The 22575-nt window shown below is 71.4% G+C and carries 22 protein-coding genes; 13 read left to right on the top strand and 9 right to left on the bottom strand.

All coding sequences use genetic code 11. The features are described from left to right. The first annotated feature begins 59 nt into the window (after positions 1-59). From ACFY9I_RS12915 to ACFY9I_RS12905, 3 genes are all read left to right on the top strand, one after another. Positions 60-872, top strand: coding sequence for a hypothetical protein (locus ACFY9I_RS12915; protein WP_391000576.1), 813 nt, complete (start codon positions 60-62; stop codon positions 870-872). Then, positions 865-1284 (top strand): GntR family transcriptional regulator, encoded by a 420-nt coding sequence (locus ACFY9I_RS12910; protein ID WP_391000573.1) that lies wholly within the window; start codon positions 865-867, stop codon positions 1282-1284. Before ACFY9I_RS12915 ends, ACFY9I_RS12910 begins: the two co-directional genes overlap by 8 nt. A 169-nt stretch (positions 1285-1453) precedes the next feature. Further along, positions 1454-2488 carry a hypothetical protein gene (locus ACFY9I_RS12905; protein ID WP_391000570.1) on the top strand — a complete coding sequence of 345 codons (1035 nt, stop codon included), beginning with the start codon at positions 1454-1456 and terminating at the stop codon, positions 2486-2488. A 78-nt stretch (positions 2489-2566) separates the two neighbouring features. Here ACFY9I_RS12905 and ccsB read toward each other — a convergent pair whose 3' ends face one another. The 8 genes from ccsB to ACFY9I_RS12865 all read right to left on the bottom strand — a co-directional run bounded on the left by ccsB (position 2567) and on the right by ACFY9I_RS12865 (position 11547). After that, positions 2567-3670 carry a c-type cytochrome biogenesis protein CcsB gene (gene ccsB / locus ACFY9I_RS12900; RefSeq protein WP_391000567.1) on the bottom strand — a complete coding sequence of 368 codons (1104 nt, stop codon included), beginning with the start codon at positions 3668-3670 and terminating at the stop codon, positions 2567-2569. Further along, the gene (locus ACFY9I_RS12895) at positions 3667-5622 is read right to left on the bottom strand and encodes a cytochrome c biogenesis protein ResB (protein ID WP_391000564.1); all 1956 of its coding nucleotides are present in this window, start codon (positions 5620-5622) and stop codon (positions 3667-3669) included. The genes ccsB and ACFY9I_RS12895 overlap by 4 nt, the downstream gene beginning before the upstream one ends. A 4-nt stretch (positions 5623-5626) precedes the next feature. Then, a complete protein-coding gene (locus ACFY9I_RS12890; RefSeq protein WP_391001430.1) occupies positions 5627-6364 on the bottom strand; it encodes a cytochrome c biogenesis protein CcdA in 738 nt (245 codons plus the stop codon). 58 nt (positions 6365-6422) lie between these two features. Further along, positions 6423-7025: a redoxin family protein gene (locus ACFY9I_RS12885; protein ID WP_391000561.1), complete on the bottom strand. Its 603-nt coding sequence runs from the start codon at positions 7023-7025 to the stop codon at positions 6423-6425. Positions 7026-7114: 89 nt separating this feature from the next. Beyond that, on the bottom strand, positions 7115-8383 hold the full coding sequence (locus ACFY9I_RS12880; RefSeq protein WP_391000558.1) for a hypothetical protein: 1269 nt from the start codon (positions 8381-8383) through the stop codon (positions 7115-7117). A gap of 230 nt (positions 8384-8613) precedes the next feature. Next, positions 8614-9300: a histidine phosphatase family protein gene (locus ACFY9I_RS12875; RefSeq protein WP_391000555.1), complete on the bottom strand. Its 687-nt coding sequence runs from the start codon at positions 9298-9300 to the stop codon at positions 8614-8616. After that, complete coding sequence (hemL, locus tag ACFY9I_RS12870; protein WP_391000552.1) at positions 9297-10616, bottom strand: glutamate-1-semialdehyde 2,1-aminomutase; 1320 nt, start codon at positions 10614-10616, stop codon at positions 9297-9299. The genes ACFY9I_RS12875 and hemL overlap by 4 nt, the downstream gene beginning before the upstream one ends. 622 nt (positions 10617-11238) lie before the next feature. Next, entirely contained in the window at positions 11239-11547 is a 309-nt protein-coding gene (locus tag ACFY9I_RS12865; RefSeq protein WP_391000549.1) for a hypothetical protein, read from the bottom strand. A gap of 216 nt (positions 11548-11763) precedes the next feature. Between ACFY9I_RS12865 and ACFY9I_RS12860 the strand changes: the two genes are divergently transcribed. From ACFY9I_RS12860 to ACFY9I_RS12815, 10 genes are all read left to right on the top strand, one after another. Beyond that, entirely contained in the window at positions 11764-12201 is a 438-nt protein-coding gene (locus tag ACFY9I_RS12860; RefSeq protein ID WP_003974483.1) for a hypothetical protein, read from the top strand. A gap of 241 nt (positions 12202-12442) precedes the next feature. Beyond that, positions 12443-13129, top strand: coding sequence for a hypothetical protein (locus ACFY9I_RS12855; RefSeq protein ID WP_391000546.1), 687 nt, complete (start codon positions 12443-12445; stop codon positions 13127-13129). Positions 13130-13505: 376 nt separating this feature from the next. Next, positions 13506-14762, top strand: a complete 1257-nt coding sequence (locus ACFY9I_RS12850) for a pyridoxal phosphate-dependent aminotransferase (RefSeq protein ID WP_391000543.1) — start codon at positions 13506-13508, stop codon at positions 14760-14762. Between the two features lie 780 nt (positions 14763-15542). Further along, complete coding sequence (locus ACFY9I_RS12845; protein ID WP_391000540.1) at positions 15543-15764, top strand: lasso peptide biosynthesis B2 protein; 222 nt, start codon at positions 15543-15545, stop codon at positions 15762-15764. A 14-nt stretch (positions 15765-15778) separates the two neighbouring features. Further along, complete coding sequence (locus ACFY9I_RS12840; protein WP_391000537.1) at positions 15779-16708, top strand: ATP-binding cassette domain-containing protein; 930 nt, start codon at positions 15779-15781, stop codon at positions 16706-16708. Positions 16709-16770: 62 nt separating this feature from the next. Continuing rightward, complete coding sequence (locus ACFY9I_RS12835; protein WP_391000534.1) at positions 16771-17733, top strand: ABC transporter permease; 963 nt, start codon at positions 16771-16773, stop codon at positions 17731-17733. A gap of 280 nt (positions 17734-18013) precedes the next feature. Next, positions 18014-18409: a TOBE domain-containing protein gene (locus ACFY9I_RS12830; RefSeq protein ID WP_391000531.1), complete on the top strand. Its 396-nt coding sequence runs from the start codon at positions 18014-18016 to the stop codon at positions 18407-18409. 143 nt (positions 18410-18552) lie between these two features. Then, positions 18553-19362, top strand: a complete 810-nt coding sequence (modA, locus tag ACFY9I_RS12825) for a molybdate ABC transporter substrate-binding protein (RefSeq protein ID WP_391001427.1) — start codon at positions 18553-18555, stop codon at positions 19360-19362. Continuing rightward, positions 19359-20237, top strand: a complete 879-nt coding sequence (gene modB / locus ACFY9I_RS12820) for a molybdate ABC transporter permease subunit (RefSeq protein ID WP_391000528.1) — start codon at positions 19359-19361, stop codon at positions 20235-20237. Before modA ends, modB begins: the two co-directional genes overlap by 4 nt. A gap of 17 nt (positions 20238-20254) precedes the next feature. Then, the gene (locus ACFY9I_RS12815) at positions 20255-21511 is read left to right on the top strand and encodes an ATP-binding cassette domain-containing protein (protein ID WP_391001424.1); all 1257 of its coding nucleotides are present in this window, start codon (positions 20255-20257) and stop codon (positions 21509-21511) included. 15 nt (positions 21512-21526) lie between these two features. Here the strand turns inward: ACFY9I_RS12815 and ACFY9I_RS12810 are convergent, their stop codons facing one another. Next, positions 21527-22519, bottom strand: coding sequence for a phosphotransferase (locus ACFY9I_RS12810; RefSeq protein WP_391000525.1), 993 nt, complete (start codon positions 22517-22519; stop codon positions 21527-21529). Positions 22520-22575 lie beyond the last annotated feature (56 nt).

Raw genomic sequence — 22575 nt, 5'->3', positions numbered from 1 at the left:
CCGCCCCCGGCATCTTGTACCCACTGCTTGACACAAGATGATCCGGGGGGGATCTCCCAATGCTCGACTCGCTCGACCGCGCCCCGCTCCAGAGCCGGCTCCTCGACCACGCCGACCACTACGCCCGCTGGTCCGGCCTGGCCATCGGCCTCGTGGTCGCAGAGGCGCTGTCCACGCTCGGGGACGTCGAGTTCGAGCAGCTCGTCGTGTTCGCCATCACGGCCTTCGGCCTGTGCGCCGTCGCCGGTGTCCTGCTGGCCGACGCCCTGACCCTGCGCCCCCAGGAGGCGGTACGGACCGCGAGCCTCGCCCCGCGCCTGGTCAGAGACCATGTGCCACCGCGCATGGGCCCCCTGATCGCCCTCCAGGGGGTCTCTCTCGTCGCCCTGCTGGTGATCACGGCCGCCACGGCCTCCGTCGACCCCGACCGCGTGTTGAGCACGGGGAAGGTCGTCGCCACCACCTGCAACGGGATGCGCGAGACACTCAGCCCCTGGCCGGGCCTGTACTACAGCCTCCCGACCTTCGGCGCGCTCGCCATAGCCACTCCCACCTGCGTCTGGGCCCTGCGCCGCATCACCCACGGACCGGGCGGGGAACAGCAGCGCCGCGACCGCGCGTGGGCGGTCACCGGGGCCTGGGGCCTGCTGGTGTCGAGCCAGCAGCTCTACGCCGTACTGATGGTCTCCGTCGCACTGTCGGACACGGGCTGCACCGGCGTGCTGGGCGCGCTCACCTTCTGGGTGTTCTACCCCCTGGCCCTGCTGAACCTGATCACCGTCGTCTGGTCCCTGGTCACCGTCGTGGCCCCCCGCGCTGTCGAGGACGAGAGGGCCGCGGCCGACTCGGACGGAGCCCCCGACGATGAGTGACCCCGCCGTCCGCGTCGACACCACCAGCCAGGTACCGCCGTACGAGCAGATCCGCGCGCAGCTCGCCGCGCTGATCGTCACCGGCCGGCTGACCGAGGGCGAACGGCTGCCGACCGTACGCCAGTTGGCCACGGACCTCGGTCTGGCACCGGGCACGGTCGCCCGCGCCTACCGGGAGCTGGAGGCCGCCGAGCTGATCCGCACCCGCCGTGGCGCGGGCACCCGGGTCGCGGCGCCCCCGGCCGGTCCGGCCCGCCCCTACGCCACCCAACTCGCCACCCTCGCCCGGGACTTCACCTCCTCCGCCCGCGCCCTGGGCGCCGACACCGACGCCATTCTGACCGCCGTACGCCACGCCCTCGGCCCGGACCGTCACAGGGGCACGTCCTCCAGCGGTTCCAGAGCGGAGTAGTCGCCGAAGCTGCGCCGTTGACATGCTCCTCGCCCTACTGGTCATCAACCGATCCACCTGGGCATCCTTCATGGGGCCGTTCGGTCGGAGTCATAAGCGAACGGGCGGCTTCGGCCCTACTCCGAAGCAACAGCCCCTACCGCCACGGCTGTTGATACCCACAGCAGCTATGACAACGGCAACAACACGAAGCCGCGCCCTCTTCGACATACCCACGGCGCACCAACCCCCGCAGGACCTCCCGTTCGTGGTGCTCGCGGGAGCCCGAGGGCTCGGGAAGAGCGCGGTGCTGCGGGAGCTGTGGACCGCGTACCGGGGTCGTTCCCCCGTCGCGTTGATCGACGGGGAGGAGACGCGGTTCGACCGGCCCCCTCCGGACCGCCCGGCGGCGTCGTGGTCGCCCGTGTACGAGGCGCTGTCGGTGATCGCGGAGCAGCTGGCGGAGCCGGTGGCGAGGGCCGGGCGGATCGCGTTCCCCCGGCTGGCGTCGGGGCTGCTCGCGGTCGCGGCGGAAGGGTGGCGAGGGCGGGACCTGCCCCGGATCCGGGCGGAGGCCGAGCGGATCCTGCTGCTCAGCGACACCGGTGGCCGGCTCGCGGGGCCGGGCGGGCGGTGGGCCGGCAAGGTGGTCGACCGGCTGGTGGCGTCGGTGTCGCACCAGGGCCCGGTGGTCGAGGCGATCATCGAGGCCGCGCTGGAGGCGTTCACCGAGGGGATGTCGTCCTCGCACAGGCGGCTGCGCCGGGGCGCGGTCTGGTACCGCGACTACCCGAACGCGGGCGGGAACCCCAAACTCGGCCTCGCCCTCCTCTCCCACCACTTCAGAGCGTCCGGCGCCCCGCGGACCCACGCCGAACGCCATCTCGTACGGGCCCTGCTGACGGACCTCGACGACGCCTACCCGAGGGCGTACCCGAGGGCCGGGCGGCCGGTGATCCTGATCGACAACGTGCAGGAGGCGGCCGGACGGAGGCTGCTGGAGACCGTGCTGCGCGACCGCGCCGACGGTCTGGCCGACCCGGTGGCGTTCTTCGCCGCCCTGCGGGGGCAGGGGCACCCGGCGCTACGGAACGCGGCCCGCCGCACCCTGCCGGAGCTGGCCCGCACCGGCGACTGGACGCCGGGCCGGACCCCGTCCTCCCGAGCCCTGCTGGTCTCGCTCCCGCCCCACTCCCCCGACGACACCGCGCCCCGGACCGACTGAAGGGCACGGTCCTGGGCGAAGCCCCCGGCGGCGGAGGCCGCCCGGTGCCACGCTGACGTCGGCTGACGTCGGCCGACGTCAGCCGACGTCGGCGTAGGAGTGCTTGCCGCTGACGAAGATGTTGACGCCGTAGTAGTTGAACAGCCAGCAGGCGAAGGCGATGAGCGCGATGTACGCGGCCTTGCGCCCCTTCCAGCCGGCCGTGGCGCGGGCGTGCAGATAGCAGGCGTAGGCGACCCAGGTGATGAACGACCAGGTCTCCTTGGGATCCCATCCCCAGTAGCGGCCCCAGGCGTCACCCGCCCAGATGGCGCCCGCGATGATCGTGAACGTCCAGAGCGGGAAGACGGCCGCGTTGACGCGGTACGAGAACTTGTCGAGCGACGCCGAGGAGGGCAGCCGCTCCAGTACCGAGCCGGCGAAACGGCCGGGCCGGCCGCCGCTCGCCAGCTTGCTCTCATAGCCGTCCTTGAACAGGTACATGATCGTGCCGACCGCGCCCACGTAGAAGACCGCGCCGCAGAAGATCGCGGTGGAGACGTGGATGTACAGCCAGTACGAGTGGAGGGCGGGAACCAACTGGTCGCTGGCGGTGTACAAGACAGTGACGGCGAGACCGAGATCGAGGAGGACCGACGTGATGAGCGGAAGCCCCAGCCAGCGCACGTTCTTCTTCAGCGCGAGCAGCGAGAGGTACACCCCGACGGCCACGGTGGAGAAGGTGATGTTGAACTCGTACATGTTGCCCCAGGGCGCCCGCTGCACGGACAACGCCCGCGCGAGCACCCCGCCGAACTCGACGAGGAAGGCGACCACGGTCAGCGACACGGCGATACGGCCGTAGAGGTCTCCCTGCTCGTCCCCGCCGTGCGCCCCGGGCCCGTCCGGCACGTCCCGCGCCCCGGCGGCGGCCCGGACGACCACCTTGGGCCGCTCCAGCACACTCGTCCCACCGGCGTTCCTCACCGTCACCGCGGGCTCGTCCGCCTTCTTGGCCGCTCCGGCTCCGGCGCCGGAACCGGCGGTCAGCGCGGCCGCCGTACGGCCGACCTTGCTCCGGCTCCCGAAAAGCCATTCGGCGATGTACGCGAAGAAGGCCAGGGTGTACACGGCCATCGCGGAGTAGATCAGCGTGTTGCTGATGTTCGCGAGGTTCTCGTTCGTCGCGGCGGCGAAAATCACTTGTCAGCCCCTTCGGAAGGCACGGCGGGGGTTCGGGGGACGGTGTTCTCGGGGTCAGCGTCCGCGTCGGGCTCGCTGTCGGACCCGGGCTCTGCGGCGGTCGGGGCCTCGGTGTGCACGGCGGCGGCCAAGTCTCCCAGCTCCTCCGGCACCTTCGCCGACTCGCTGCGGCCGAGGCCCGCCATCTCCACGACGGTGACGCCGTCGGAGCCGGCCACCGCCCGGACCCACATGCGGCGGCGCTGGACGAACAGGGAGGCGGCGAGGCCGAGGATCGCGGTGATGGCCCCGGCGAGGGCCCAGCCGCTGCCGGGCTGCTGGGTGACCTGGAAGCCGGCCCACTCCTTGACGCCGTCGAAGGTGACCGTGCCGTTGCCGCCGGGCAGCGTCATCGAGTCGCCGGGCTGCAGGTTCACCCGCACCGGCTCACCCTCGGAGTTCTTGAACGCGGTCAGCTTCCGCTTCTCCAGCTGGTACACGCTCTGCGGCACGCCGGAGTCGACGCCGAGGTCACCGTGGTACGGCTGCAGATTAAGGCGGGGGTTCAGCACCGCGGGGAACTGCGAGACCACGGCCGTGTTCTTGCCGCCGTACGTCGGGAGGAAGAACGCCTGGAAACCGAGCTGCTCCCGCTGCCCCTTGGCGTTGCGGTAGCCGTCCATGACCTTGATCGCACCGGAGGAGGTGACATTGGAATCCAGCGGCAGCAGCGGCACCGCCTCGTTGAAGACGACCTTGCCGTTCCCGTCCCGGACGGTGATGACGGGGGCGTACCCGTGGCTGACCAGATAGACCTTCGAGTCGCCGATCTCCAGCGGCTTGTTGACCTCGATCTTGGTCGCCTGCTCCTTGCCGTCGGCGCCGACCGCGTAGTCGATGTAGGCCTCGTAGATGCGCGGGGTGCCCTTGTTGGGGCCGCTCGGCTCGTACGTGCCCCGGAAGTTCTTGAGGTCGAAGCTGAACGGGTTGAGGTCCTCGGCGGTGAAGAGGTTGCCGGACTTGAAGTCGTCGTACTGCGTGAGGGTGTTGGCGAAGCCGTCGCCCTCGACGATCAGCTTGTTGCCCTCGGACTTGTAGAGCTGGCCCCAGGCGAAGGCGACGAGCATCACGATCAGGGCAATGTGGAAGGCGAGGTTGCCCGCCTCCCGCAGATAGCCCTTCTCGGCGGCGACCGCGTCCCCGGTGACATGGGCGCGGAACCCGCGCCGTTTGAGCGCCTTCAGCGCCACCTCGCGGACCTGCTCCGGCGTGGCCTCGGTCCGCCAGGTCGTGTACGCGGGCAGCCGGGTCAGCCGCTTGGGCGCGCCCGGCGGCCGGCCGCGCAACTGGCCCACGAACTGCCAGGTGCGGGGCACGATGCAGCCGATGAGCGAGATGAACAGGAGGATGTAGATCGCCGAGAACCACACCGAGCTGTAGACGTGGAAGAGCCCCAGCTTCTCGTAGACCGGCCCCAGCGTGTCGTGCCGCTCCATGAAGTCGGCGACCCGCGTCTCGTCCTGCCCGCTCTGCGGGATCAGCGAGCCGGGGATCGCCGCGAGCGACAGCATGAACAGCAGCAGCAGCGCGACCCGCATGGACGTGAGCTGCCGCCAGAACCAACGGGCCCAGCCGATCACCCCGAGCGAGGGCAGGTTGGGCGCGTCCTCCTGCGGCGCGGTGGACAACTGCGATCCGGCGGCGCCGAGGCCGCCGTCGTCGTCGGCGGAGGCGGTAGCGCGGTCGCCGGAGGCCGAGCCCCTGGCGCGGTCGGTGGCGCAGTCGCCCGAAGCCGAGGTCCGCTCGGCACCGGAAGCGCGGTCGGCGGCGGACGTCCCGCTCGCGCGGCCCTCGCCCGCGGTCCGGGCGGCGTCGGCCGGGCGGCGCCCGCCGCTCCCGGTGCGCTCGGCGGCGGTCTCGGCGGCGGTCTCTCGGTCGCCGGAGGCCTCGCGGCCCGAGTCGGTCGTCGTCATTGGCTCAGATCCCAGGGGTGAAGCCGGAGGACCAGACCTGCATCTCCTGCACGATGCGGTCCCAGGCGCCGGTCAGCATCAGCAGACCGATCGTGATCATCATGCCGCCGCCGATGCGCAGCACCCACGCGTAGTGCCGCTTGACCCAGGCGAAGGCGCCGAGCGCCTTGCGGAAGGCCACCGCGGCGACCACGAAGGGCACGCCCAGCCCCAGACAGTACGCCACCATCAGCAGCGCGCCGCGACCGGCGCTGGCCTCCGAGAGGGCGAGGGCGTTGACCGAGGCGAGGGTCGGTCCGATGCAGGGCACCCAACCGATCCCGAAGAGCGCGCCGAGTATCGGGGCACCCACCAGGCCGGTCGTCGGCCTGGTGTGGAAGCGGAACTCCCGCTGGGTGAACCAGGGCATCAGGCCCATGAAGAACAGCCCCATGGCGATCATGAGCCCGCCGAGCACCTTGGTCAGCACCGCCTGGTGTTCCAGCAGGGTCCGCCCGAAGTATCCGAAGAGCGCGCCGCTGGAGACGAACACCACGGTGAACCCGAGCACGAACAGCCCGGCCCCCGCCGCCATCCGTCCCTTGCGGGCCTCGGCGAGATCGGTGCCGCCGACGCCGGTGACGTACGAGAGATAGCCGGGCACGAGCGGGAGCACGCAGGGCGAGAAGAAGGAGACGAGCCCGCCGAGGACGGCGACCGGCAGGGCGAGGAGCAGCGCCCCGCTGAAGACGGTCTCGTTCATCTCGGCGGCGGTCGTGGTCAGCGCGGTGGCCGTGGTCGACACGGAAGTCCCCGGCACGTCACTTCTCCGCGAGGATCGGCTCGAGCATGCCGCGCAGCTTCTCCTCGCTCAGCGCCTGCTGGGTGCGCGCCGCGAGCTTCCCCTCCCGGTCGATGACCAGCGTGGAGGGGATGAACTGGGGGTTGAGCGAGCCCTTCTCGAAGCGCAGCAACAGCTTGCCCGTGGGGTCGTACAGGCTCGGGTACTCGACCTTGTACTGCCCCTCGAAGGCGACCGCGGGCCGGGTGCTGCTGTCGCGGGTGTTGATGCCGACGAACCGCACGCCCTGGTCGGCGAGGTCCTCGGAGACCTTCACCAGGTTGGGTGCCTCGGCGCGGCACGGCGCGCACCAGGAGCCCCACACGTTCACGACGATGATCTTGCCCTTGTAGGCGGAGGAGACATCCAGCCGGCCGCCGTCGATGGTCTCGCCGGAGAGATCGGGTGCGTCGTCCCGGTCCCCCTTCTTCACCGTCGCGATCCCGTCGCTGCCGGTGATGAACCCGGTCTGACCGCCACCGCCCTCGATGCTTCCGCCCGCGCAGGCGGAGAGCGTCAGCGCCAGGACGGCGGCCCCGGCGGAGGGCAAAGCGGCACGACTGCGGCTCGTACGGACACTCATGTGAAAAGTTTCGCATGCCCGTTTCAAGGGCTTGCGCCGGGGTCGACGGCCGTCCCGTGTCAGGTTCCGGCCCTGGCCGCACGCCCAGGTCAGGCGGCTGACCCGGCCCCCAGGAACCCCTTCCACCCACCCGTGGGCGCTTGTCCCACCCCGAGGGTCCGGAGCTTGGCCAGCACCTCCGGCTTCTGCGCGTCCATCCAGTCCACGTACTGCCGGAAGGAGACGATCCGTATGTCCCCGTCCTTGGCCTTCTCCTTGGCGCGGGCAATGTGCTTGAGGGCCTCCTCGACGGCGTCCATGTAGACCCCGCCGTTCCACTGCTCGAAGTGGTTGCCTATGAACAGCGGCGCCCGGTTGGTCTCGTAGGCGCGCTGGAACCCGGCGACGTACGCGCCGGTCGCCTGGGTGCGGTAGGCCGGGTAGTTGGCGGGTGGGGCCTTGGTGGAGTTCTGGGACTGGTTGAACATGATGTTGTAGTCCATCGAGAGGACCTCGAAGCCACGGCCGGGGAAGGGTATGGACTGCAACGGCAGGTCCCAGATGCCCTGCTTCTTCTCAGGCCAGACCTGGAGGCCGCCGGGCGAGGAGGAGTCGTAGCGCCAGCCGAGCTCGCGCGCGGTGGGCAGCAGGTTCTCCTGGCCCAGCAGACACGGGGTCCGGCCGCCGACCAGTTCCTTGTCGTAGTCGAAGGGCAGGGGTTCGACGTCGGTCCAGCCGCTGTTGGTCTTCCACTCCTTGACGAACGCCTTCGCCTGGTCGATCTCGCTGCGCCACTGCTTCGGGGTCCACTTGCCGACCGAGCCGGAGCCGTCGCCGCAGAAGTGGCCGTTGAAGTGGGTGCCTATCTCGTGGCCGTCGAGCCAGGCCGTCCGCAGGTGCCCCAGCGTCGACCTGATGTGCTCGTCCGTGAGATAGCCGATGTCGGAGGCGCCGGGCACGTTGTTCGGCGGCAGGTAGAGGCGCTTCTTCGACTCGGGGAGGAGATAGATCCCGGAGAGGAAGAACGTCATATGGGCGCCGTGGTCCCGCCCGGCCTTCAGGAACCGCTCGAACAGGCCGTTGCCGACATCGCCGGCGCCGTCCCAGGAGAACACCACGAACTGCGGCGGCGTCTCACCCGGCGCCAACGGCCGCGGCTTCTCCGGCTGGTTCGGCTGCTTTCCCGTGTAGGCGGTCGACCCGTCACCCAGCAGCTTCACCGGGTTCTTCGCCCTGCCCTTGCCCTTCCCCTTGCCGCCACCGGACCCACCGGCCTGAGTCGGCTCGTCCCCGAGCCCCGTACCGCACCCGGTCAGCCCCAGGCCGGCGGCAGCACCCACACCGAGCCCGAGCATCCCCCTTCGCGTCATTTCACGCATTGCGCCCCCTTGATCAGTTCACGTCCTCGTTCGCGTGAAGCACACCGTTTTAGAGGCCTGGGGGGACGCAAGAGTTCCGCATACCTGGCACTTATTTAAGAGTATTTGACTGAATACGCTCAGGTACGTCACACATGGGACGGGGCCGTACGTCTAGAGAGCGACATACGGCCCCGGCGGTTCCTTGTGATCTCCGGTGACGCCCCGGACTGCTCAGGGGCGCGGAGCGCTCACGCCCCGAACGCCTTGCCCTGCCCCTTGCCCTGTCCCTTGACCGGCCTGGCACCGGCCAGGAGGTGGGCGGGCACCAGGTCACGGGCCGGCTCGCTGTAACCCACCGACACGATCTTGTCGCCCTGGTATGTGAACGTGGTCAGGGAGGCGAGGGTGCACTGACGCCGGCGCGGGTCGTGCCAGAGGCGGCGCTTCTCCACGTACGACCGGACGGTCCAGATCGGCAACTGATGGCTGACCAGCACGGCCTCGTGCCCCCGCGCCGCGTCCTTCGCCGCGTCGAGCGCCCCCATCATCCGGACGACCTGTTCGACGTACGGCTCACCCCAGGACGGCTTGAAGGGGTTGACCAGGTGCTTCCAGTTCTCCGGCCGCTTCAGCGCGCCGTCGCCGACACCGAAGGTCTTGCCCTGGAAGACGTTGTCGGCCTCGATGAGCCGCGCGTCGGCGGCGAGGTCGAGCCCGTGCGCCTTGGCGATCGGCGTGGCCGTCTCCTGAGCCCGCTCCAGCGGGGAGGCGACGACGTGCGTCACGTCCCGGGGCGCGAGATGCTCGGCGACCCGGTCGGCCATCCGGCGGCCGAGGTCGGAGAGGTGATAGCCGGCGAGCCGCCCGTACAGGATCCCGTCCGGGTTGGCGACCTCGCCATGCCGCATCAGATGGACGACGGTGATGTCACTCATGCCGCTGTGGCCTCCGCTGCTGCCCGCGCCGCCGCCGGAAGGGCGTCGGCGATCCGCTGAACCGCCCGCTCGTCGTGCGCGGTCGACACGAACCACGACTCGAACGACGACGGCGGCAAGTAGACACCCTGCGACAGCATCGAGTGGAAGAAGGCGTTGAAGCGGTACGACTCCTGCGCCTTGGCCTCCTCGTAGTTCCGCACGGGCGTCTCCGTGAAGAACACGGAGAACATGTTGGAGGCGTTCTGCAGCGTGTGCGCGACGCCTTCCTTGGTGAGCGCCTCGGTGACGAGGCCCTGGATCCGGGCCGACACGGCGTCCACCGTCTCGTACGCCGCCTCGTCCAGCAGCCGAAGCTGCGCGAGCCCGGCGGCCGTCGCGACCGGGTTCCCGGACAGTGTGCCGGCCTGGTAGACGGGCCCGGCGGGCGCGAGGCACGCCATCACGTCGGCGCGGCCCCCGAACGCCGCGGCGGGGAAGCCACCGCCCATGACCTTGCCGAAGGTCATGAGGTCCGGCACGACCCCGTCGATCCCGAACCAACCGGCCCGGCTGGTCCGGAAGCCGGTCATGACCTCGTCGGAGACGAACAGGGCGCCGTGCTCGGCCGTGATGTCCTTGAGGCCCTGGTTGAAGCCCGGCAGTGGCGGTACGACGCCCATGTTGCCCGGGGAGGCCTCGGTGATGACGCAGGCGATCTCGCCGGGGTGGGCGGCGAAGGCGGCGCGTACGGCGTCGAGGTCGTTGTAGGGCAGGACGATCGTGTCGCCGGCCTGGGCGCCGGTGACCCCGGGGGTGTCGGGCAGGGCGAAGGTGGCGACCCCGCTGCCGGCCGCCGCGAGGAGCGAGTCGACGTGACCGTGGTAACACCCGGCGAACTTCACCACCTTGGTGCGGCCGGTGAAGCCGCGGGCGAGCCGGATCGCCGACATGGTGGCCTCGGTCCCGCTGGACACGAGCCGCACCTGCTCCAGCGGCCCGACCCTGTCCACCATCTCCTCGGCGAGCGCGACCTCGCCCTCGCCGGGCGTTCCGAACGAGGTGCCGCGCGAGACGGCCTCCTGGACCGCGGCGATGACCTCGGGACGGGAGTGCCCGAGGATCATGGGACCCCAGGAGCACACAAGATCTACGTACTCGCGTCCATCGGCATCGGTGAGATACGGACCGGTACCGGACACCATGAACCGGGGCGTACCGCCCACGGCGCGGAAGGCGCGCACGGGAGAGTTCACGCCGCCGGGCGTGACGGCCGCCGCGCGCTCGAAAAGAGTCTGCGAAACTGGGGCTTCGTACGGATAGCTCACACAGGCCATGGTGTCAGAGGCTCCGGAGATCCTGCCGACTGGTGTTTGCGCGCACGTTTCGGCGGGCGGTCGCGGGGGAGGTCACTGACACGATGATCGGGTTGCGCGGCGGGGGTCACGCGGCCCAGAAATGCGTTCGGGTGGAGATATGCATCGCGGTGGCGGACTGGGCGAGGGGACCGGTGACCTCGGTCCTCGTCGTGCCCGGCGGGGCAGGCACCGGCGCGAGGCGGAGGACACCGCGGAGAGACGACAGGAACGGGGCGGCTCGACCGACCGGAGCGGTTCGACCGACCGGGGCGCGTCCCCGGACCGCGGCGGGCCGGGACTGGCGGGACTGCCGGGTGGGTCCGGGTTGCCGGGCGGGCCGGGAGGACTGCCGGGCGAGGTGAGCGGGTCGGCTGGAGCGGTTGGATCGACCGGGTCTGGTGGGTCCGTCGAGTCTGCCGGGGCCGTCGGGTCTGCCGGGTCTGTCGGCCCGGCACCGCAGGGACCGTCGCCCGTGCCGCCGGGGTCGTCGCCCTCGTCGCGGGGTTCAATGCCCGTGCCACCGTCGGGACCTCCCGTACCCCCCGTGCCACCGGCTCCGCCGGTCCCCCCGGCGTCACCGGGATCACCGGGGTTGCCTGGGTCACAGCCCCCGTACGCTGCACAGGGTCAGCCGGGCGTGTACGGTCCGCAGGGTGCGCACGGCACACACCACTCGGACCAGCAGCCGGAGGAGACTTCGCCGCGTCCGCGTCGTCGACGCGGTGCGCAGGGCGATGCCGACCGGACCGCTACCGAAGGCGACCGGATCCAGAGCGGCTCCGACCGGGCCGAGGACGGCTCCGACCGGGGCCGGTCCGGCGGTTCCGACCGGATCCAGGGCGGCGGCTCTGAGCGGATCGGGCGGCGCAGCCGTATGGACGGTATGGACCGTATGGATCGTGCCGATCATGTGGATCGTGTCAATCGTGTGGACGGAATGGATCAGACGGACCGGATGGACCGGCCTGACCTGGTGGATCGCAGGACTCGCGCGGAACGCAGGAACGGCCGTGCGGACCGCAAGGACCGTACGGACCGCATCGGGAGTGCGGACCGCGCGGACCGTGTGGAGGGCCTGGACCACGTGGTCAACCGGCTCCGGGCGGGGAGCGGGAATGGTGGTCGGGTGGGGGTGACGTACAAATACTTCGGCGCGCCCGACGGCGCGACCGCGGCCCGCGTCCCGATCTCGATGCGCCCCGAGGAACTCGGCGGCGACGAGCTCGGCATGAACGGCATGTTCACCAAGATCAAGCCGGAGACGATGGCCGCGATGGTGCTGACCGGCATCGAAGGCGTCCCCCTCCACAAGGTGCCGCCGCTCGAACTGGTCGTCCTCCACCCCGACTACGCGGTCGTCAAGCTGCCGATGACCGTCGTCGACCCCCTGCGCGGCATCGGCGAGGAAGCGGTGGGCGCGGCCGCCTTCATCTGGTCGACGGTCCCGGACCGCGGCGGCCCCCGCGACGCGTTCAACGTCTACCAACTCCTCCACGAGTGGCAGGACTTCAGCCACCGGTTGCACGAGGCGGGGCACCAGCCGTACTGCCTGGTGTGGCCCTGACCCCGGGCCACACGGACCACGGGCGGGACCTCGGGGTCCCGCCCCGGTCGACTGCTCGGTCCGTCCCAGCTCAACCGGACGCCTGACACGGTGGGCGCCCGAGCCCGGGGCGGTTCCTGCTCCCCCCTGTCCGATCGGGCAGTGTCCTTTCGGGTACTGGCTGGAGGGACAATTTCGGGCTGGGGGCCCGGCCCATAGGGTCGTTGACGCAGATGAACGCACGCGTCAACGGGGAGCCCACATGCTTACGTCCACCACCGGTCGACTGACGACCGCGGCCATCGCCACGGTCGCCGGTCTCGCTGTTCTCGCGCCCGCCGCCCAGGCCGTGGAGCAGGCCCCGGCCAAATCGGCGGCCAAACTGACGGTCGCCGCGTACACCAAGTACCTCAAGACGCAGAAGACTCCGGCGGCGCAGCAGACGCTGAAGAGGTTCCTGAGCCTCAGCAGGGGTCAGCAGACCGTCTTCGTGAAGGACCTCCAGGACCGCAGGATCTACAAGGCGCTGCTCGGCAAGGTGGCGGCACCGGTCGGGAAGCCGGTCAGCATCACCGACGAGTACAACAAGGAAGTCCGCTTCGTCACCAAGGCGTCCTCCAGCGTCGCCAAGGACAAGAACCGTACGGCCACGGTCCGCTTCACGGTGACCCAGGAGATCTTCCGGATCCCGGTCACCAGCGAGACCCTGACCGTCAGTTACCCGACCGCAGGCAAGGGCCCTAAGCAGGCCAAGGCCAGCGCCAAGGTCACCAACGTCAACGCGGCCATCGCCGTCAAGCCCGGCCGCGTCACCGTGAAGGGCTTCGGCGCCAGCACCTCGTGGGCCGCCGTCCCGCAGGTCAAGTCCTTCGGCAAGCCCGTCTACAAGGCGCAGACCGTCTCGGGCACGAAGACCAGCTACAAGGCCGCTCTCAAGAACCTCGGCTGAGCCACCGTCACGGCGGAGGCCGACCTCCGGTCGCGGCACCGGCCGGCCCACGGGTCACAACGGGGCTGACCTTCCGGTCGCGACACAGGCCGTCCCACCGATCACAACGGGGCTGACCTTTCCGGTCACCACGCAGGTCGGCCGTCGGCCGCGCGACAGCGGCCGCCGCTCCGGTCACGGCGGAGGCCGACCCGCTGATGCGTGGCACCCGCCGGCCCGCTGGTCACGGCGCCGGCTGCCCCTCCCTCGCGTACCCGTGCCCCGGGTGCGCCCGCGAGGCCCGGGACACCCCCCGTCCTGGGCCTCGCCCCTGTTCCGCCCGGTCCGCCGTGGACGCCACTGGCCCCGAACCCCCTGGGGGCCGCAGCATGGCGGCATGAGCAATGTGAACGACGCCCATCATGCGGGCACCGCCGGTTCGCCAGGTGGTCCGGGCGACACGCAGGACATGCGCGGCACGCGGATCTCACGGCGGGCCCGGGCCGTCGCGCCCTTCTACGCCATGGAGTTCGCCAAGCAGGCCGCCGAGTTGGCCTCCCGGGGCCATGACGTCGTCAAACTCAGCCTCGGTGAACCGGACTTCGGCGCGCCCCCGGCCGTTCTGGACGCGATGCGGGAGGTCATGGACGGGCGGCCGATGGCATACACGGCCGCGCTCGGACTGCCGGCCCTGCGGGAGGCCGTCGCACGGTTCTACGGTGACCGGCACGGCGTCGAGGTCGATCCGGGCCGGGTCGTCGTCACGGCCGGCGCCTCGGCCGCACTGGTGCTGGCCGCCGCAGCGCTCGTCGACCCCGGTGACGAGGTCCTCATCGGCGACCCCTCATACCCGTGCAACCGGCAGATCATGGAGAGTTTCGGCGCCGAGGTCACCCTCGTCCCCACCGGCGCCGGGTCCCGCTTCCAGCTCGACGCGGCCTCGGTCCGCGGCCACTGGACGGACCGCACGCGAGGCGTCATGGCCGCCACGCCCTCCAACCCCACGGGCACCTCCGTGCCGGCCGACGAGCTGGCCGCGATCTGTGAACTGGCCCGCGAGCGCGAGGCGTGGCGCCTCGTCGACGAGATCTACCTCGACCTCGGCGACCACGACGAGCGGGGCCGGCCGCCGCGCAGCGCGCTGTCGTACGACCCCGGTGCCGTCGTCATCAACAGCTTCTCGAAGTACTTCGGCATGACCGGCTGGCGGCTCGGCTGGTGCGTCGTCCCCGAGCCCCTTGTACCGGCACTGGAACGCCTCGCCCAGAACTACTTCCTCTGCGCTTCCGCACCCGCCCAGCACGCCGCCCTGGCCTGCTTCACCCCCGAGTCCCTGGCGGTCTGCGAAGCCCGTCGGGTGGAGTTCGGTGAGCGGCGGGCGCTCGTCCTGGACGGGCTCGCGCGGATGGGGCTGCCGGTGCCGGTGCCGCCCGACGGGGCGTTCTACGTCTACTTCGACGTCACCGGGACCGGGCTCGGCTCGTGGGAGTTCTGCGAGCGGGCGCTGCGCGAGGCGCACGTGGCACTCACCCCTGGCAAGGACTTCGGCACGCACACCGCCGACACGCACGTCCGTCTGTCGTACGCGGCCTCGGCGGAGGAACTGCGGGAGGGGATCGCCCGGCTGGGGAAGTTCATGACCACGTTGCGGTGAGCCCTTCTCCAACCCTTTCGGCCATTGTCGGATTACAGGAGGAAGAAAGGCGGCCATGGCTCGATGAATTATCTCACCGGTACGCAAGGCCGCCCGGAGAGAGGACGAATCACCGGGGTGGCGGGTTTGGGAACGGTGAGTCCTCGGGGCGCTGGACATCACGCGGTCCGAGGGTTCACCATCGCCCGCGCGAGCGGAACCCCTACCCGCTTCCCCCCGCACGAGCACAGAAGCATCCACAAACTCGAATATCCGCTCGGCATTCGCCCATCCTTGGCGGCGGAAATCTCCCCTTGTGGACCACTCCTCCCGCATCGCAGCATGTATCCGAAATTTCCGTCCGTTCACGGAAGGAGACATGCGATGGAGCAGCCCGAGAGGGACGAGAAGGCCGTGTACGAGCCGCCGGCGGTGGCCCAGTCGCCGAATGCTCGGAGTTGACCACCGCTTGCGGCTCAACTTCTTCGAGATTCCCGCCCAGCACAACATCCGCTGACGAGATCCACCACCCGTCGAACCCGACGACGGGTCACGGCCGGGACGTCGACACCCCACCCTTTTCGGGCCGGATTCCCGAAGTCCTTGCCGCGACCGGAATCTCGTCTCTCTCCATTCCCGGACGTCACCCATTCCCGGACGTCCCCATCTCGGACGTCCCCATCTCGGACGTCCCGATCTCGGACGTCGTCCGGGAAATGTTTTCCGATCGGGCACACACCAGGGGGTCGATGAGCGTGATGCCGGAATTGGGCCGCCCGCGCCCGCGCCGAAGTGGTCGCGGTGAGTGTGCGCTGCGCCGGCCAGGGCTGTCTGCCGCGCTCGATCGCCACCGCACTGCTCTGCCGCGCCCGGGGCGTGTGGCCCACCTGGCGCACGGGGATGCGTACGGTCCCGATGGTCGCCCACGTGTGGGTGGAGGCGGAGGGCCGTCCGGTGGACGATCTGCCCCTCAGGCCGGGCATCCCGCTGATCATGACCGTCGCGCCCCGGGCGCGCTCGTAGGAGGAGGGGCTGTCGTGCCGGGCGACGACATCGCCGTACGCACCGAGGGACTGAGCAAGCTCTACGGGACGCGCGAGGCCGTGGTCGGACTCGACCTCACCGTCCCGGCGGGCCGCACCTTCGGCTTCCTCGGCCCCAACGGGGCGGGCAAGACCACGACCGTCGGCATGCTCTGCACCCTGCTGCGCCCCACCCTGGGCGACGCGTGGGTGGCGGGGGCGCACGTGGTCCGGGAGGCCACGCGGGTACGGCGCCGGATCGGTGTCGTCTTCCAGGAGCAGACCCTGGACCGGGATCTGACGGTCATGGAGAGCATGCTGCTGCAGGCCGACTTGTACGGGCTGCCGGGCGCGGCGGCCCGCGCGGCGAGTACGGCCCTGCTCGCTCCGATGGGTCTCGCCGACCGGGCCGGCCAGGTCGTCCGTACGCTCTCCGGCGGCACCCGTCGCCGCCTGGAGATCGCCAGGGCGCTGGTGCACGGACCGCGGGTGCTCTTCATCGACGAGCCCACCACCGGTCTCGATCCGCAGACCAGGGCCGCCGTCCGGGACCACCTGCGGCTGTTGTGCCGGGAACATGGCGTCACCGTCTTCCTGACCACGCATCATCTGGAGGAGGCGGAGCACTGCGACCGTGTCGCCATCCTCGACGACGGCGCACTGGTCACGGAGGGCTCGCCGCAGGAGTTGAAGGCGGTCGTGGGCGCTGACGTCGTCACCCTGCGCACCGATGACGACGAGTTCGTCGCCGAGGCCGTGCACCGGTCGTTCGGCCTGCCCACGAAGACCGGCCCCGACGGCGTACGCCTGCGCACGCCCGACGGCGCCGCGCTCGTCCCCCGGCTCTGTGCCGCGCTCACCGTCCCGGTCCGCTCGGTGACGGTCACCTCCCCCACTCTCGACGACGTGTTCCTGCACCACACGGGCCGCACGATCCGGTCCTAGGGTCCGCCTTCCCCGTCCCCCGGTCCTCACATTCGCCGCCGACCTCCCGAGGAGGCCCGCCCATGCCGTCGGCAGCCACGCCCGGCTCCCTCCCGGAACCCGACCCCGATGTCGATCCCTGCCTCTCCCCCGACCCTCGCCTCTCCCCGGCTCCCGCCCTCGGCACCGAGGCGACCGGTGCCGCCGACCGGGCAGCCGACCGGGCAGCCGGCCGCCGCGCGGTGCCGTTCGCCGGCGATCTGCGGACCGTGCGGATCCTGTGGCGGCGGGAGATGGCGCGCTTCCTGCGCAACCGGGCCCGGCTGGTGATGGGGCTGGCGGCGCCGCTGCTGTTCCTGTTCGTGCTGGGAAACGGGATCGGCTCGGCCGGTGGCGATCTCGGGCACTATCAGGCGTTCCTGTTCCCCGGCACGCTGCTGATGGTCGTGCAAGGCCCGGCCGTGGCCGTCGGCACGGTGATCATGTCGGACCGGCAGTCCGGGTTCCTGCGCCAGATGCTGGTGGCGCCGGTGCGGCGGGGCGCGGTCCTGGCGGGGATCTGCCTGGGCGGTGCCACGACCGGTGCCCTGTACGCGCTGCCCGTCCTCGCCCTCGCCGGGCCGCTGGGGGTGCCGTACCGCCCCCGGCTGCTGCTGGTCCTGGGCGGTGCCGCCCTGCTGGCGTTCGCGCTGACCGCCCTGGGGGTCTCGGCGGCCGTGTGCATCCGGCGGCCGCAGACGTTCCAGATCGTGTCCGGGCTGGCGATGGCCCCCGCGATGCTCCTGTCCGGCGCGCTCTTCCCGGTCGGTGGCCTGCCGCCCTGGCTCGGCGCCGCCGTCCTCGCCAACCCGCTCAGCTACGGCGTCGACGCCCTGCGCCGCACCATGCCCGCCCCGACCTCCGCCGACGCCGCCCCGGCCTGGTTCCACGCGGGCCCCGAGTGGTGGGGCTGGACCCCACCGGTCCTCCTGGAGCTCGCCCTCGTCGTGACCCCGCCGCTGCTTCTGCTGCTCCTCGCTGGGCGCCGCTTCGCCCGTGTCGACTGACCGGTCCCCTCACGGGCCACGGCACTCGCCTCCGGGCTGGTCGCCCGACCACTCCTCCCCGACGACCAGCCCGCCCCGACGCAGATCCGGACGCTCCCGACCAGCACGGCACCGGCCGGCCGGCGGGCTTGGCTGACTTGCCGAACCCGATGGCCCCGGCCGCTCCATCGTTCATGCGTAGGCGAGCGGGCGCCCCGGCGGCGCGTGCGGAAGCCGAGAGGGCCGCCCGGCGGCGCGCACGGAAGCCGAGAGGGGCCGCGGGGGCGCATATCTTGGCGCCATGCAGTCCTACACGATCGGTCAGGCCGCGCGGCTGCTCGGGGTGAGTCCCGATACCGCGCGGCGGTGGGCGGACGCGGGCCGGGTGGCGACGCGGCGCGACGAGAGCGGACGTCGGCTCATCGACGGGAAGGACCTCGCGGCCTTCTCCGTGGAGCTGGCCTCGGACACCGCCGAGGACGCCGACATTCCGTACACCTCGGCCCGCAACGCCTTCGCCGGCATCGTCACCGCCGTGAAGCTCGGAGACGTGGCCGCCCAGGTGGAGATCCAGGCGGGCCCGCACCGCCTGGTCTCCCTGCTCACCCGGGAGGCCGTGGAGGAGCTGGGCCTGGAGGTCGGTATGGAGGCCACGGCCCGGGTGAAGTCCACGAACGTGCACATCGACCGGACGTGACCACCCTCCCCCAGGATCGCATATACCTACTCTGGACGCCCAGGGGCATGGCTCATGCGATGCTACAGGGGGATGATGGCTGGCAGATGCGCAAGAATTGCTGGCATCCGCGTCTGCGTCGCACCAGGGAGTGGCAAACCGTGATGAACCGATCCGCGCTACGGACCATCGGCGCGAGCGCCGCCGCGCTGCTGGCCCTGAGTGCCTGTTCGTCGTCCGGCTCGGACGCCTCGTCGACGAGGGCGGGCTCCTCCGCGTCGGCGGCCTCGGACGAGCTCTCCGGCACGGTCACCGTGTTCGCCGCCGCCTCCCTCAAGGAGAGCTTCACGACGCTGGGGAAGCGGTTCGAGGAGGCACACCCCGGCACGAAGGTGACTTTCAACTTCGGCGGCAGCGACTCCCTCGCCGCGAGCATCACCGGTGGCGCCCCGGCCGACGTCTTCGCCTCCGCCAGTCCCAGGACGATGGCGATCGTGACGGACGCGGGCGACGCCTCCGGCACCCCCGCCACCTTCGTCCGCAACCAGTTGGAGATCGCGACCCTGCCGGGCAACCCCGACAAGATCGCCTCCCTCAAGGACCTCACCGAGCCGGGCCTCAAGGTGGTGCTGTGCGACAAGGAGGTGCCGTGCGGCGCCGCCACGCGGAAGGCACTGGACGCGAGTGGGCTGAGCCTCACGCCCGTCTCGTACGAGCAGGACGTCAAGGCGGCCCTGACGAAAGTGGAACTGAACGAGGCAGACGCGGCGGTCGTCTACAAGACCGATGTGAAGGCCGCGGGTGACAAGGTGGAGGGCGTGGACTTCCCCGAATCGGCCGACGCCGTCAACGACTACCCGATCGCCCTGCTCAAGGACGCGCCCCACCCGGCCACCGCCAAGGCGTTCGTCGAACTGGTGCGATCCGCGGAGGGGCAGCGGGTCCTGACCGAGGCCGGATTCCTGAAGCCGTGACCAGCCCTTCCAGCGGCACCGCAGCAGGTCGGGCGCGGCGGCCACCCCAGGCACCGCGGCCGCAGGCGCGGCGGCCACCCCAGGCGCGGCGTCCGCGCGGCTCGGTCCCCGTCCCGCTGCTCCTGCCCGCCCTGTTGGGCCTCGCCTTCCTGGTGCTGCCGCTGGTCGCGCTGCTCGTACGGGCGCCGTGGTCGAGCCTGCCTGAGCAGCTCACCAGCGCGGCGGTGTGGGAGGCGCTGCGACTGTCGCTGATGTGCGCGACGCTGGCCACGGTGGTGAGCCTGGTGCTCGGGGTGCCGCTCGCCTGGCTGCTGGCCCGGGTGGAGTTCCGGGGCCGCGGTCTCGTACGGGCCCTCGTCACCCTCCCCCTCGTCCTGCCCCCGGTCGTCGGCGGTGTTGCCCTGCTGATGGCGCTCGGCCGCAACGGGGTCGTCGGGCGACTGCTGGACGACTGGTTCGGGGTCACCCTGCCCTTCACCACCCCCGGGGTCGTGATCGCCGAGGCGTTCGTGGCGATGCCGTTCCTCGTCATCAGCGTCGAGGGCACGCTCCGGGCCGCCGACCCGCGCTACGAGGAGGCCGCGACCACGCTGGGCGCCTCCCGCTTCACGGCGTTCCGCCGGGTGACCCTGCCGTTGATCGCCCCCGGCATCGCGGCCGGCGCGGTGCTCGCCTGGGCACGGGCGCTGGGCGAGTTCGGCGCCACCATCACCTTCGCCGGGAACTTCCCCGGCCGTACCCAGACCATGCCCCTCGCCGTCTATCTCGCCCTGCAGAGCGACCCGGCCGCCGCGATCTCCCTCAGCCTGGTCCTGCTGGCGGTCTCGGTGGCGGTGCTCGCGGGGCTCCGGGACCGCTGGATGACCGCGTCATGAGTGATGGGCCGACCGCCATGGATCGCACCGCCGACCGTCCCCCCTCCGACGGTCCCGGTGCCGCCGAGGGGCTGGACGCCCGGCTCGTCGTACGGCGCGGGGAGTTCCGGCTGGACGTCTCGCTGACCGCCGCCCCCGGTGACGTGGTCGCCCTGCTCGGCCCCAACGGCGCCGGCAAGACCACGGCGTTGCGCGCGCTGGCCGGTCTGACCCCGCTCACCGAGGGCCATCTACGACTGGACGGGGCGGCCCTGGAGCGTACGGCCCCCGAGTCCCGGCCGGTCGGCGTGGTCTTCCAGGACTACCTCCTCTTCCCCCACCTCACGGCCCTGGACAACATCGCCTTCGGCCCCCGCTGCCAGGGGGTGGGCAGGGCGGCGGCCCGGGCACAGGCCGCCGAGTGGCTGGAGCGGATGGGGCTGGCCGAGTACGCCGGCACCAAGCCGCGCCGTCTCTCGGGCGGCCAGGCCCAGCGCGTCGCCCTCGCCCGCGCTCTCGCCACCCGCCCCCGTCTGCTGCTGCTGGACGAGCCCCTGGCCGCCCTGGACGCCCGCACGCGGCTCGATGTGCGGGCCCAGCTCAGGCGCCATCTGGCCGACTTCGAGGCCGTCGCGGTACTCGTGACCCACGATCCCCTCGACGCCATGGTCCTGGCCGACCGGCTCGTTGTCGTCGAGGACGGCCGCGTGGTCCAGGAAGGCACCCCGGGCGAGATCGCCCGCCACCCCCGCACGGACTACATCGCCCACCTGGTCGGCTTGAACCTGTATCGCGGGGTGGCCGAGGGCCATGTCGTACGACTGGACGCGGTGGCCATGGCCACCGCGGGAAGGGCCACCGCCCCCACCACAGCTACGGCCACCCCCACCACAGGTACCACCGCCCCGACGACCGCCCCCACCACATGTGCCACCGCCCCGGCGACCACGACCGCCGAAAACCTCACCGGCCCGACGACCATCACCACCGACAACCTCACCGGCCCGACGATCACCACCACCGAGGACCTCACCGGCCCCGTCTTCGTCGCCTTCCCCCCGAGCGCCGTGACCCTCCACCGCGACCGGCCCACCGGCTCCAGCGCGCGGAACCTCTGGCGGTGCGAGGTGGCCGGTCTGGAGGTACACGGGGACCAGATCCGCGCCGACCTCACGGGTGACCTCCCGCTCACCGCCGACCTCACGACCGTGGCCGCCGCCGAGCTGGGCCTCCACACGGGAACCCCGGTATGGGCGACGGTCAAGGCGGCGCAGACCCACGCGTACCCGGCGTGAAGGCCCCGGGCCCGCTCACCACTCGGGGACGAGAGCCTCCGCCAGCCGCCCGACGGCGACCGGATCCGGCAGCCTCCCCAGGGTGGCGACGACCTGCCCGCTCGCGAACTCCCGCTGCCGCGCCGTCACTCCGGGATCGATCGCGCACTCGGCCTGAACCCGGACGTAGTTCAGATCGGTCGCGAACAGCAGGGAGAACGAGTCGACACCCTTGACGACCGCGCGCCCCCCGGCGTCCACATAGCCGCGCACCAGCCGCCGCGCTGAATCGGCGTGGAAGCCGTTGCCGCCGGCCCATACGTGGACGGCGCGGGCGAGTTCGCGCTCCGCCGATATGGGCCCGGCGTTGTCCCAGTCGAGGAGGGCGGGCCCGGACGGCCCGACCAGCACGTTCTGGGGCCGCACGTCGAGGTGGGAGGTCACCACGTCACCACCGGGCCCGGACGGGGTGACGTGCCGCGACAGTTCCACCGCCGGGCCGGCGGCGAACCGGCCCAGCGCGTCCGCCCAGGGCACCCCCGCCCGCCGGACCCTCTCGGCCAGCTCCGCCCACTCGTCCTCCCCCGGGCACCGCTCGTAGAAGTCGTGCGGCGTTCCGTCCGCCCCCTCCCCCGCCCGGTGCAGCAGAGCCAGCGTCCGCCCGCACCAGCCCAGGACATCCGGATCGGCCGGATCCGCCTCGGCCCCGTCCACCCAGTCATACAGCTTGACGCAGGACCCGCCCATCGACTCCGGCAGCCGTGTCACATGCGCCCCGTGGCGGTTTGCGTGCAGCCGGGGCGAGGAGATCCCCAGCCCCTCGGCCGCGTCCCGCAACGCGGCCTCCCGGACCACCTGTTGCTCGTCACACCCGAACAGAAGCTCCTTCACCGCCCACGCGTTCCCGCCTCCCTCCCCTGCCGACAGCCGCCAGATCTGCCCCAACGCCCCTCGGGCGACGGGCGTCATGCCCCAGTCCCTGCCCAGGAGGGAGTACGTGTCCGCGATGAACCCGGCCCTGCTCCGCATCGGTCACCTTCCGCTCGCCCCGCTGGATCCGCCCCACAGGCAATACGCGGCAGTCA

Source organism: Streptomyces sp. NPDC012510, from assembly GCF_042955065.1.
Classification (GTDB): domain Bacteria; phylum Actinomycetota; class Actinomycetes; order Streptomycetales; family Streptomycetaceae; genus Streptomyces.
Note: the sequence above shows the minus strand (reverse complement) of the source record. Positions and strands in the feature narration are given on the sequence as shown.

Coding starts and splice junctions, on each gene's coding strand:
- ACFY9I_RS12915 (WP_391000576.1), top strand. CDS start 60: ATGCTCGACTCGCTCGACCGCGCCCCGCTCCAGAGCCGGCTCCTCGAC.
- ACFY9I_RS12910 (WP_391000573.1), top strand. CDS start 865: ATGAGTGACCCCGCCGTCCGCGTCGACACCACCAGCCAGGTACCGCCG.
- ACFY9I_RS12905 (WP_391000570.1), top strand. CDS start 1,454: ATGACAACGGCAACAACACGAAGCCGCGCCCTCTTCGACATACCCACG.
- ACFY9I_RS12895 (WP_391000564.1), bottom strand. CDS start 5,622: ATGACGACGACCGACTCGGGCCGCGAGGCCTCCGGCGACCGAGAGACC.
- ACFY9I_RS12890 (WP_391001430.1), bottom strand. CDS start 6,364: ATGAACGAGACCGTCTTCAGCGGGGCGCTGCTCCTCGCCCTGCCGGTC.
- ACFY9I_RS12885 (WP_391000561.1), bottom strand. CDS start 7,025: ATGAGTGTCCGTACGAGCCGCAGTCGTGCCGCTTTGCCCTCCGCCGGG.
- ACFY9I_RS12880 (WP_391000558.1), bottom strand. CDS start 8,383: ATGCGTGAAATGACGCGAAGGGGGATGCTCGGGCTCGGTGTGGGTGCT.
- ACFY9I_RS12875 (WP_391000555.1), bottom strand. CDS start 9,300: ATGAGTGACATCACCGTCGTCCATCTGATGCGGCATGGCGAGGTCGCC.
- hemL (WP_391000552.1), bottom strand. CDS start 10,616: ATGGCCTGTGTGAGCTATCCGTACGAAGCCCCAGTTTCGCAGACTCTT.
- ACFY9I_RS12865 (WP_391000549.1), bottom strand. CDS start 11,547: ATGATCGGCACGATCCATACGGTCCATACCGTCCATACGGCTGCGCCG.
- ACFY9I_RS12855 (WP_391000546.1), top strand. CDS start 12,443: ATGCTTACGTCCACCACCGGTCGACTGACGACCGCGGCCATCGCCACG.
- ACFY9I_RS12850 (WP_391000543.1), top strand. CDS start 13,506: ATGAGCAATGTGAACGACGCCCATCATGCGGGCACCGCCGGTTCGCCA.
- ACFY9I_RS12835 (WP_391000534.1), top strand. CDS start 16,771: ATGCCGTCGGCAGCCACGCCCGGCTCCCTCCCGGAACCCGACCCCGAT.
- ACFY9I_RS12830 (WP_391000531.1), top strand. CDS start 18,014: ATGCAGTCCTACACGATCGGTCAGGCCGCGCGGCTGCTCGGGGTGAGT.
- modA (WP_391001427.1), top strand. CDS start 18,553: ATGAACCGATCCGCGCTACGGACCATCGGCGCGAGCGCCGCCGCGCTG.
- ACFY9I_RS12815 (WP_391001424.1), top strand. CDS start 20,255: ATGGATCGCACCGCCGACCGTCCCCCCTCCGACGGTCCCGGTGCCGCC.
- ACFY9I_RS12810 (WP_391000525.1), bottom strand. CDS start 22,519: ATGCGGAGCAGGGCCGGGTTCATCGCGGACACGTACTCCCTCCTGGGC.